Origin of the sequence: Hydrogenophaga taeniospiralis CCUG 15921 (genome assembly GCF_001592305.1) — a bacterium.
GTDB lineage: Bacteria > Pseudomonadota > Gammaproteobacteria > Burkholderiales > Burkholderiaceae_C > Hydrogenophaga > Hydrogenophaga taeniospiralis.
In genome coordinates this window covers 204,662-214,923 of record NZ_BCWR01000019.1, presented here as the reverse complement: position 1 = coordinate 214,923, position 10,262 = coordinate 204,662, and the positions used below count along the sequence as shown (strand labels likewise).

The 10,262-nt window shown below is 65.9% G+C and carries 12 protein-coding genes and 3 tRNA genes; 2 read left to right on the top strand and 13 right to left on the bottom strand.

Going from position 1 to position 10,262, the window contains the following annotated elements:
* Positions 1 to 38: 38 nt before the first annotated feature.
* The 11 genes from HTA01S_RS21345 to trpE all read right to left on the bottom strand — a co-directional run bounded on the left by HTA01S_RS21345 (position 39) and on the right by trpE (position 7,119).
* Positions 39 to 113 (bottom strand) — tRNA-Thr (locus tag HTA01S_RS21345).
* A gap of 64 nt (positions 114 to 177) precedes the next feature.
* Positions 178 to 251 (bottom strand) — tRNA-Gly (locus HTA01S_RS21340).
* Between the two features lie 74 nt (positions 252 to 325).
* Positions 326 to 411, bottom strand: a tRNA-Tyr gene (locus HTA01S_RS21335).
* Positions 412 to 472: 61 nt separating this feature from the next.
* Positions 473 to 1,180, bottom strand: coding sequence for a uracil-DNA glycosylase (locus tag HTA01S_RS21330; protein WP_407656127.1), 708 nt, complete (start codon positions 1,178 to 1,180; stop codon positions 473 to 475).
* A gap of 49 nt (positions 1,181 to 1,229) precedes the next feature.
* Positions 1,230 to 2,030 (bottom strand): indole-3-glycerol phosphate synthase TrpC, encoded by an 801-nt coding sequence (gene trpC / locus HTA01S_RS21325; protein ID WP_068174999.1) that lies wholly within the window; start codon positions 2,028 to 2,030, stop codon positions 1,230 to 1,232.
* On the bottom strand, positions 2,023 to 2,184 hold the full coding sequence (locus HTA01S_RS25585) for a hypothetical protein (protein WP_169804797.1): 162 nt from the start codon (positions 2,182 to 2,184) through the stop codon (positions 2,023 to 2,025). The genes trpC and HTA01S_RS25585 overlap by 8 nt, the downstream gene beginning before the upstream one ends.
* An 11-nt stretch (positions 2,185 to 2,195) precedes the next feature.
* Positions 2,196 to 3,263, bottom strand: a complete 1,068-nt coding sequence (trpD, locus tag HTA01S_RS21320; protein ID WP_068174997.1) for an anthranilate phosphoribosyltransferase — start codon at positions 3,261 to 3,263, stop codon at positions 2,196 to 2,198.
* A 16-nt stretch (positions 3,264 to 3,279) separates the two neighbouring features.
* Complete coding sequence (locus HTA01S_RS21315) at positions 3,280 to 3,930, bottom strand: LysE family translocator (protein ID WP_068174996.1); 651 nt, start codon at positions 3,928 to 3,930, stop codon at positions 3,280 to 3,282.
* A 20-nt stretch (positions 3,931 to 3,950) separates the two neighbouring features.
* Positions 3,951 to 5,024 (bottom strand): low-specificity L-threonine aldolase, encoded by a 1,074-nt coding sequence (gene ltaE, locus HTA01S_RS21310; RefSeq protein ID WP_068174994.1) that lies wholly within the window; start codon positions 5,022 to 5,024, stop codon positions 3,951 to 3,953.
* The gene (locus HTA01S_RS21305) at positions 5,021 to 5,614 is read right to left on the bottom strand and encodes an anthranilate synthase component II (protein WP_084236418.1); all 594 of its coding nucleotides are present in this window, start codon (positions 5,612 to 5,614) and stop codon (positions 5,021 to 5,023) included. The genes ltaE and HTA01S_RS21305 overlap by 4 nt, the downstream gene beginning before the upstream one ends.
* 5 nt (positions 5,615 to 5,619) lie before the next feature.
* The gene (gene trpE, locus HTA01S_RS21300) at positions 5,620 to 7,119 is read right to left on the bottom strand and encodes an anthranilate synthase component I (RefSeq protein ID WP_068175039.1); all 1,500 of its coding nucleotides are present in this window, start codon (positions 7,117 to 7,119) and stop codon (positions 5,620 to 5,622) included.
* A gap of 485 nt (positions 7,120 to 7,604) precedes the next feature.
* On the opposite strand from trpE, the gene HTA01S_RS21295 reads away from it, so the two are divergent.
* Positions 7,605 to 8,132 carry a chalcone isomerase family protein gene (locus HTA01S_RS21295; RefSeq protein ID WP_245638167.1) on the top strand — a complete coding sequence of 176 codons (528 nt, stop codon included), beginning with the start codon at positions 7,605 to 7,607 and terminating at the stop codon, positions 8,130 to 8,132.
* Positions 8,133 to 8,244: 112 nt separating this feature from the next.
* Here the strand turns inward: HTA01S_RS21295 and gph are convergent, their stop codons facing one another.
* Positions 8,245 to 8,943, bottom strand: coding sequence for a phosphoglycolate phosphatase (gph, locus tag HTA01S_RS21290; protein WP_068174993.1), 699 nt, complete (start codon positions 8,941 to 8,943; stop codon positions 8,245 to 8,247).
* 105 nt (positions 8,944 to 9,048) lie between these two features.
* Entirely contained in the window at positions 9,049 to 9,729 is a 681-nt protein-coding gene (rpe, locus tag HTA01S_RS21285) for a ribulose-phosphate 3-epimerase (RefSeq protein ID WP_068174991.1), read from the bottom strand.
* Positions 9,730 to 9,818: 89 nt separating this feature from the next.
* Here rpe and apaG point away from each other — a divergent pair, with 89 nt between their 5' ends.
* Complete coding sequence (apaG, locus tag HTA01S_RS21280; RefSeq protein WP_068175035.1) at positions 9,819 to 10,220, top strand: Co2+/Mg2+ efflux protein ApaG; 402 nt, start codon at positions 9,819 to 9,821, stop codon at positions 10,218 to 10,220.
* Positions 10,221 to 10,262: the final 42 nt, after the last annotated feature.

Sequence of the window (10,262 nt, the reverse complement as noted above, 5' to 3'; positions counted from 1 at the left end):
GCTCCAAAATCAAAATTGCCGAAACACCAGAACAAATATGGTGCCCTTGGCGGGAATCGGACCCGCGACCTCTCCCTTACCAAGGGAGTGCTCTACCACTGAGCCACAAGGGCCAAGACACCCGGACAACCCGGACATCTCAGAAAACTGTTCGCACCATCAACAACCGAAGCAATCTGGAGCGGGAGACGGGAATCGAACCCGCGTCATCAGCTTGGAAGGCTGGGGTTCTACCATTGAACTACTCCCGCCCGAAGAAACCAAGCCCAACGACCCGGAACACTTTGAGCGCGACATCCCAATCGCTCTTGATCACATCCATTGCTGGTGGAGGGGGCTGGATTCGAACCAGCGTACGCGTAAGCGGGCAGATTTACAGTCTGCTGCCTTTAACCACTCGGCCACCCCTCCATAGCGCAGCCCAGCATTATGCCACGGTTTTTTGGCCCATGTCAGCAACATTGTTCGTTGTTCACCAATCAATCGCCGACCCGCCTTGAGCGGTCAGCCAGTGGTTCACGGCCCTGAAATGGCCGGACCCGATGAACGGCACAGGGCCCCGACTGGCGGACAAGGGCGAAGGGTGGTTGGCACACAGCACCCGGTGGCGGTCGCCATCGATCAGCCCCAGCTTTTTTTGAGCGTGCGCGCCCCAGAGCAGAAACACCTTGGGCGGCCCGGACTCGCTGCAACGGCGGATGACCGCATCGGTCAGCACCTCCCAGCCCTGCCCAGCGTGGCTGGCGGGCTGACCGTCTTCCACCGTCAGACAGGTGTTGAGCAGCAGCACCCCTTGCTGTGCCCAGCGCACCAGCGAGCCATGGGCGGGCGTCTGCAGCCCCAGATCGCGCTGCAGTTCCTTGAACATATTGCGCAGGCTGGGCGGAATCCTCACGCCGGGCGCCACGGAAAACGCCAGCCCCTCGGCCTGCCCCGGGCCGTGGTAGGGGTCCTGACCCAGAATCACCACCCGAACCTGCGCCAACGGCGTCAGCTCCAGCGCCCGCAACGGTTGCGGCGGGTAAATGAGAGCCCCCAAAGCCAGTCGCTGGCGCAAAAAACCCAGCAGAGATTGTCCAGCGGTAGACGCCCAGAAGTCGTCGGTCAGCGGTGACCAGTCGGCCGATACCGGCCAGCGCTCCGGGTCGGCCAGCTGCAACTGCCGAGCCGGGGCGTCCACGGAGACCCCGGCATCCCCCCAATCCAGTGCGCCTTGCATCGGCCAGCGCTCAGGCAAACAACTCGGCCAGCGCCAGGCCCGGCTCGGGCGCGCGCATGAAGGCCTCACCGACCAGGAAGGCGTGCACGCCGGCCGCGCGCATTCTCATCACGTCCTCACGCCCCAGGATCCCCGACTCGGTGACCAGCAGGCGGTCGACTGGCACATCGGGCAGCATGTCCAGCGTGGTCTGCAGCGTGACGTCGAAAGTGCGCAGGTTGCGGTTGTTGATGCCCACCAGCGGGGTCTTGAGCCTGAGCGCGCGCTGCAGTTCGTCGCGGTCGTGCACCTCGACCAGCACCGCCATGTTCAGCCCCAACGCCAACGCTTCCAGATCGGCCATCTGCGCGTCGTCCAGGCAGGCGGCGATCAGCAGGATGGCGTCGGCGCCCATGGCGCGGGCTTCGTAGACCTGGTAGGGGTCCACCATAAAGTCCTTGCGCAACACCGGCAGGTCGCAGCTGGCGCGGGCCTGCTTCAGGTAGTCGGCGCTGCCCTGGAAAAACTGGCGGTCGGTCAGCACCGACAGGCAGGCCGCGCTGACCTTGCCATTGCCTTCGGCGTAGCTCTGGGCAATGTCGGCCGGGATGAAATCTTCCCGCAACACGCCTTTGCTCGGGCTGGCTTTCTTGATTTCGGCGATCACCGCGGCCTGGCCTGCGTCGATCTTGGCGCGCAGCGCGCCCTCGAAATCGCGCGTCAGCACCCGGCTTTCGGCGTCGAAGCGCACCAAGTCCAGCGGCTTCTTTTTGCGAGCGGTGGCAATTTCCTCGTGCTTGACGGCCACGATCTTGTTCAGGATGTCACTCATGGGAGTCGGTCTCGGAGGGGTTTTCAGAAGGGGTGGGCGCGGGCGCCCGTAACACGCGCAGGAACACGCGGTGCATGACCAGACCCGCCACCACGAACAGCACCGAGATGCCGATGGCGATCCAGGCGCCTTCGTTCTGCAACCAGACGGGCATGCCTCGCTCCGTCAGGGGCCGTTGCCGGCGGTCGCGGTCTGGGTGAAGGCCTGCAGCTCGGCGAGCTTGGCGGCCGCGGCGCCCGATTCGATAGTGCGCCGTGCCAGGGCAATGCCCTGCCCCATGTCGTCGCAGACATTGGCGGCGTACAGCGCCGCGCCGGCATTGAGCGCCACGATGTCGCGCGCCGCCTTGAGCGCAGGCTCATCGCGGTTGTCCAGCACGCCCAGCAGCATGGCCTTGGAGTCTTCGGGCGTCTCCACGCGCAGCGCGCGGCTGCTCGCCATGGTGAGGCCAAAGTCCTCGGGGTGGATTTCGTATTCGGTGATCTCGCCATTCTTCAGCTCACCCACCATGGTGGCGGCGCCCAGCGAGACCTCGTCCATGCCGTCGCGACCATAGACCACCACGGCATGGTCGGCGCCCAGGCGCTGCAGCGCACGCACCTGGATGCCCACCAGATCAGGGTGGAACACGCCCATGAGGATGTTGGGCGCCGACGCGGGGTTGGTGAGCGGGCCGAGGATGTTGAAGATGGTCTTGATGCCGAGCTCGCGGCGCACCGGCGCCACGTTCTTCATGGCCGGGTGGTGGTTGGGCGCGAACATGAAGCCCACGCCCACCTGTTCGATGCAGCGCGCAATGGCGTCGGGCGGCAGGTTGATGTTGACGCCCAGGCTCTCCAGCACGTCGGCGCTGCCGCTCTTGCTGGAGACACTGCGCCCGCCGTGTTTGCTGACCTTGGCGCCCGCGGCCGCGGCCACGAACATGGAGCAGGTGGAGATGTTGAAGGTGTGCGAGCCGTCGCCGCCGGTGCCCACGATGTCCACCAGGTGGGTCTTGTCGGCCACGTTCACCTTGGTCGAGAACTCGCGCATCACCTGCGCGGCGGCGGTGATTTCGCCGATGGTCTCCTTCTTCACGCGCAGACCGGTGATGAAGGCCGCCATCATCACGGGCGACATCTCGCCGCTCATGATCAGTCGCATCAGGTGCAGCATCTCGTCGTGAAAGATCTCGCGATGCTCGATGGTGCGCTGCAGGGCCTCCTGAGGGGTGATCTTGTGGCTGTGGGGCATGGGTGTCTCCAATGGCTTATTGAGCGGGATTGTCCGACATGGCCAGCTTCAGGCCAAAGCCGACGAACATGGCGCCCGCCGCGCGGTCCAGCCAGTGCATGGTGCGCTGCACGGCGCTCACGCGACCCGCGGCCCAGCCGGCGAGCCAGGCGTAACCGAAGTTGATCGGCAGCGAGTTGAGGTTGAACAGCAGGCCCAGCAGCAGGAAGGCCGTCACCTTGTCCGGCGTACCGGGCGCGATGAACTGCGGCACGAACGCCAGGAAGAACAACGCGACTTTGGGGTTGAGCACGTTGGTGAGGAAGCCTCTCAGGTAGATGCGGCGAAAGTCGGCCGGGACTTTGATCTGAGCGGCATCGGCTGGCACCACCGACGAACCCCCCTTGGCCAGCAGCAGCCTGATGCCCATCCACACCAGGTAGGCGGCACCGATCCACTTGAGCGCGATGAACGCCATGGCCGAGGTGGCGAGCAGCGCGCTCACGCCGAGCGCTGCAGCAAGCACATGGACAAAGCAGCCGCTGACGATGCCCAGCGCGGCCACGATGCCGGCGCGTACGCCGCTCTTGAGGGCGTTCGTCACGATGTAGAGCACATCGGGGCCGGGCGTGAGATTGAGCAGCCAGCCCGCCGCGATGAACACCAGGAGTTGCGGGGTATCGGGCATGGCGCTCTCCAGTCGTGTGTTCAGTATGGGCCGGAGCGAGAGGCGTTGGTCTCACCCGTGGGCGCCTCGGCGAAGAAGCGGTGGACACAAGCCAGCGCATGATCGATGCCCGCCGCATCCACATCGAGGTGGGTCACGAAGCGCAGGCCAATCAGGCCGGTGGCGAGCACGCCGTTCGCTTTCAGGAAATCCAGCAGCCCCGGGCCCCGGCCATCGGCCACGTCGACGAAGACGATGTTGGTCTGGGCCGATTTCACGGTCAGTCCCTCGATGCCGCTCAGGCCTTCAGCCAGGCGGCGTGCGTTGGCGTGGTCGTCGGCGAGCCGGTCCACATGGTGGTCCAGCGCGTGCAAGGCGCAAGCGGCCAGCAGCCCCGCCTGACGCAGGCCACCGCCGGCCATCTTGCGGATGCGGCGGGCACTCTGGATCAGCTCCCGCGAGCCGCACAGCGCGGAACCTACCGGCGCGCCCAGCCCTTTGCTGAAACAGACCGAAAGGCTGTCGAAATGGTCGGCGATCTCGCGCAGGCGGTCGGTGGCGCCCTGCCCCATCGCGGCCGAGGCCACGGCGGCATTGAACACCCGCGCGCCGTCCAGGTGCGTGGCCAGCCCGTGCGCGCGCGCCAGCTCCGTCGCGTCCCGCAGGTAGTCGTCGGGCATCACATGGCCGTTCCAGGTATTTTCCAGACACAGCAGCCGGGTGCGCGCGAAGTGCGGGTCGTCGGGCTTGATGGCGGCGGCTATGTCGCTTAGCGCCATGCAGCCCGCCGCGTCCTGTACCAGCGGCTGCGGTTGCACGCTGCCGAACACCGCCGCACCGCCGCCTTCGTAGCGGTAGGTGTGGGCCAGTTGGCCGACGATGTACTCATCGCCCCGGCCGCAATGCGCCAGGATGCCGCAGAGGTTGCTCTGTGTGCCCGAAGGCATGAAGAGCGCGGCCTCTTTGCCAGTGATGGCCGCGATGCGATCCTGCAAGGCGTTCACCGTGGGATCGTCACCGAACACGTCGTCGCCCAACGGGGCGGCCATCATGGCGGCGCGCATGGCCGCCGTCGGCTGCGTGACCGTATCGCTTCTGAGGTCAACGATTTTCATGCTTGTTCCAGGAAGTTCTTGAGCATGGCGTGGCCGTGCTCGGTGAGGATGCTCTCGGGATGAAACTGCACGCCCTCGATAGGCAAGGTCTTGTGCTTCACACCCATGATCTCGCCATCGTCCGTCCAGGCCGTGACCTTCAGGCAGTCGGGGCAAGTCTCGCGCTCGATGGCCAGCGAGTGGTAGCGATTCACCGTGAATTGCTTGGGCAGACCGGCAAACACGCCCTCCTGCGTGGTGGTGATGACGCTGGTCTTGCCGTGCATGAGTTCCTGCGCCCGGATGATCTTGCCGCCGAAGGCCGCGCCAATGCTCTGGTGGCCCAGGCACACACCCAGGATGGGCAGCTTGCCTGCAAAGTGCTGGATCGCCGGCACCGAGATGCCGGCTTCGGCCGGCGAGCAGGGGCCGGGCGAGATGACCAGGCGGTCGATCTGGCCGGCGTCCACGCGGCGCTGAATCTCGTCCACCGTGATCTCATCGTTGCGCACCACGGTCACGTCGGCCCCGAGTTCACCGAAGTACTGCACGATGTTGTAGGTGAAGGAGTCGTAGTTGTCGACCATCAGGAGCTGAATTTTCTTTGTCATGGTGTTCACTCCAGCCCTTCTTCCACCAGTTCGGCCGCACGCAGGAGCGCGCGGGCCTTGTGTTCGGTTTCCCTCCATTCCATCTCGGGAATGGAGTCGGCCACCACCCCGGCCGCAGCCTGCACGTAGAGCATCTGGTCCTTGATGATGCCGGTGCGGATGGCGATGGCCACGTCCATGTCGCCGGCGTAGCTCAGGTAGCCGCAGGCGCCGCCGTAGAGGCCGCGCTTGGTCGGTTCCAACTGATCGATCAGCTCCATGGCGTGCACCTTGGGTGCGCCGGTCAGCGTGCCGGCCGGGAAGGTGGCCTTGAGCACGTCCATGTTGGTCATGCCGTCCACCAGCGTGCCTTCGACGTTGCTCACGATGTGCATCACATGGCTGTAGCGCTCCACGGCAAAGGCTTCGGTCACTTTCACGCTGCCGATCTTGGCGATGCGGCCGATGTCGTTGCGCGCCAGGTCGATCAGCATCACGTGTTCGGCGCGCTCTTTCGGATCGTTGACCAGCTCGACTTCGGTCGCCTTGTCCTTCTCGGGCGTGGCGCCGCGCGGGCGCGTGCCGGCGAGCGGCCGGATGATCACTTTTTGGCCATCGTCGACCTGCTCCTGGCGCACCAGGATCTCCGGCGAAGCCCCCACCACGTGGAAATCCCCGAAGTGGTAGTAGTACATGTAGGGGCTGGGGTTGAGCGAGCGCAGCGCGCGGTAGAGCGAGAGCGGCGACTCGGTGTAGCGCTTCCGGATGCGCTGGCCCACCTGCACCTGCATGAAGTCTCCGCCGGCGATCAGCTCCTTGGCGCGCTCCACCGCGGCCAGGTAATCTGCCTTGGCGAAATCGCGCTCGGCCGGATGCCCCTGGCTGGGTTTCACCACCGGCGCGCTCACCGAGTATTTCAGCGCCTCCTTCAGTTCGCGCACGCGCTTCTTGGCGTTGGCGTAGGCCTCGGGGGCGGCCGGGTCGGCGTAGACGATCAGGTAGAGCTTGCCCGAGAGGTTGTCGATGACGGCCAGCTCTTCGCACTGCAGCAGCAGGATGTCGGGGCAGCCCAGGGTGTCGGGCGGGCAGGTGTTTTCCAGCTTTTTCTCGATGTAGCGCACCGCGTCGTAGCCGAAGTACCCGGCCAGACCGCCACAGAACCGCGGCAGGCCGGGGCGCAGCGCCACCTTGAAGCGCTGCTGGTAGGCCGCGATGAAATCGAGCGGATTGCCATGGTTCGTCTCGACCACCAGGCCGTCGCGCACCACCTCGGTGGTGGCCTCAGCGCCAAAACCGCTGGCGCGCAGCAGGGTACGCGCGGGCAGACCGATGAAGCTGTAGCGACCGAAGCGCTCGCCACCGACGACGGATTCGAGCAGGAAGCTGTATTTGCCATCGCCGCGCCCGTGGGCGAGCTTGAGGTACAGCGAGAGCGGGGTTTCGAGGTCCGCGAAGGCCTCGACCATGAGCGGGATGCGGTTGTAGCCCTGTTGCGCGAGGCTCTTGAATTCAAGTTCGGTGATCATGTTCAGACACTCCATCGGCGCCTTGCTGCGTCGCAGCGATTGGAACCGTGTTTTTGAGGCGCCCGGTCAGATGGCCTGCCGGGTTCGGGGAGTGGAGTGGCGCAGGCGGGGGCCGAAAAACCGGACCGAGACCCGCGCACCCCGGGGGGAGGTGCACGTTTACGCTGGCTTGCGCCAGGGCCAGGCTCCCCGGCCCTTGCGGCTCGGCAGATTGCCCGTGAGGGATGTGCGTGTGTTGAACATGGGGCCAAAGTGTAGCAAAGCTGTTCGGCCCCGACCGGCAAAACGTGACCAATGTCCGGGTTCTCCGGTGAAACCCTGTTGCGTTCGGTCGTGGGCGTGTCGACAATTCTTTTTAGAACGACCGTTCTTTTTTCAACACCTCTGTTGGACCCCACGCCATGAAAATCCCCCATCGCCGCATCACGCGCTCCATGGCTGGCCCTCTGCTGGGGCTGTGTCTCTGCCTGGGAACGCTGCAGGCCATGGCTGCCACGGTCGAGCTCAGCGGCGTCACGCTGGAAGATCGGGTGAGCCTGGCGGGCAGCTCGCTGCAACTCAACGGCGCTGGCGTGCGCTACAAGGCAGTGTTCAAGGTCTACACCGCCGGGCTGTACCTGGGCCAGAAGGCCAGCACGCCCGACGAGGTGCTGGCCGCGCCCGGCCCCAAGCGCATGACCATCACCATGCTGCGGGAGATTGATTCGGCAGAACTCGGCAAGCTGTTCTCTCGCGGCATGTCGGACAACATGGAACGCAGCGCGTTTTCCAAGCTGATTCCCGGCGTGATGCGCATGAGCCAGGTGTTCAGCGACCACAAGAAGCTCAAGGAAGGCGAGACCTTCGTGCTGGACTGGATCCCCGGCACCGGCACGGTGCTCACCATCAAGGGCCAGATCGAGGGTGAACCCTTCAAGGAACCTGAGTTCTTCAACGCGCTGTTGCGCATCTGGCTCGGCCCCAAGCCGGTGGACTGGCAGCTCAAGGACGCGCTGCTGGGCAAGAAAAAGTAACCCCTGCCCCCACGCTCCGCCGCTGCGCGGGTCGCTGCCCCCCGAGGGGGCTGATCCGCCTTGGGAACGGCCCGGCGGCGGATCGCCGGCCCCCACGCTGCGCGGGTCGCGCTCAGTCCAACAGTTCGGCCAACGACCCGATCAACAGGTCGTGCGGCGCTTCGGCGATCGGGTCGCCGTGGTTGTAGCCATAGGTCACGAGCGCCACCGGGCAGCCCGCGGCGCGTGCGGCGATACCGTCGTTCTGCGAATCGCCCACCATCAAGGTCTGAGCCGGGGTGGTCCCCAGGGCCTCGCAGGTTTTCAGCAGGGGCAGCGGGTCGGGTTTCTTGCGCTCGAAACTGTCGCCACCAAACACCTGGCTGAAGTAACCCGCCAGACCCTTGATCTCCAGCAGGGCCTGCGCGAAAGCCCGCGGTTTGTTGGTCAGACAGGCCAGCGCCCGCCCGGACGCCCGCAGACGCTGCAGGCCTTCGACGACGCCGGGGTACACGTCCGCGTGCTGGCCGTTGATGAACAGGTAGTGGTGCTGGTAGCGCTGCAACGCCAGCTCGTCCACCTGGTCGCGTGGCCAGCTCAGGGCCACGGCCCCGGACGCGGCCACCTCGGGCAGGGCCAGTTGGTGCGCCAGCACCGTGCGCACCAGGTGCTCCGAGCCCTTGCCCACCGTGCGCTCGACCAGGTCGCGCGCCACCGGCGGCAGGCGCAGGTCGTCCAGCGTGTGGTTAAGCGCGACCACGAAGTCGCCCAGCGTGTCCACCATCGTGCCGTCCAGATCCACGATGACGGACCGGATGTCCGAAAATTTCAAGAGGTTGCTCCGGAGAAAGTGTCCAAACCCAGGATGCCAAGGAACCGGCTTCGCCGGGCCTCAGGCATCGCCCCCCCGGGGGGGGTGACGCGAAGCAGGGGGGGGTCAGGCGAGAGCCGTCCTCATGCTGTCGATGACCGCCTTGTAGTCGGGCTTGCCGAAGATCGCGCTGCCGGCCACGAAGGTGTCGGCGCCCGCGTCGGCCACGCGGCGGATGTTGTCGGCCTTGATGCCGCCATCCACCTCCAGCCGGATGTCCCGCCCGCTGGCTTCGATGCGCTTGCGGGCGGCTTCGATCTTGCGCAGGGCCGAGTCGATGAAGCTCTGGCCACCAAAGCCGGGGTTCACGCTCATGATCAGGATCAGGTCGATGTCGTCGATGGTCCAGTCCAGCACGTCCAGCGGCTCGGCCGGGTTGAAGGTGAGGCCGGCCTTGCAGCCCTTGGCCTTGATCGCCTGCACGCTGCGGTGCACGTGGGCGCTCGCGTCGGGATGGAAGCTCACCAGGTCGGCCCCGGCGTCGATGAAGGCGCCCGCGAGCGCGTCCACCGGCTGGATCATCAGGTGCACGTCGATCGGCACCGGCGTGCCGTCGGGCTTCTTGGCGTGCGGCTTCAGGGCCTGGCAGACCATGGGGCCGAAAGTCAGGTTGGGCACGTAGTGGTTGTCCATGACGTCGAAGTGGATCCAGTCGGCGCCGGCGGCGATGACGTTTTTCACTTCCTCGCCCAGACGGGCGAAGTCGGCGGCCAGGATGGACGGGGCGATGCGGTAGGGAGTGGGCATGGGGTGGGCGGGAGAAGGATGAAGAATCGCGATTCCCCGCATTTTCGCAGGCCCGGCAGATGCCGCCCTGGCGCGGTAACATGCCGCTCATGTCGAAATACCAGTTCACCTGCGAGGTCGAGCCCCAGTACCTCAGCGAGCAATCCGCGCCCGAGGAGGACCTGTATGCCTTCGCCTACACCATCACCATCACCAACACCGGCGATGTGACGGCGCAGCTGATCGCGCGCCACTGGATCATCGACGACGCGCAGGGCCACACCGAAGAGGTCAAGGGCCTGGGCGTGGTGGGCAACCAGCCGCTGCTGCGTCCCGGCGAATCCTTCCAGTACACCAGCGGCACGCGGCTGCGCACGCCTTCGGGCAGCATGCGCGGCAGCTATTTCTGCGTGGCGGAAGACGGCGAACGGTTCGAGGCCCTGGTGCCCGAGTTCGCGCTCCAGGCCGACGCCTCCGGCGCCGGCGACGGACCCGCGCGCGTCCTGCATTGAGCCGGCTCGCCCACGCGCGCGGCGTGCTCCCCCTCCCAGTCC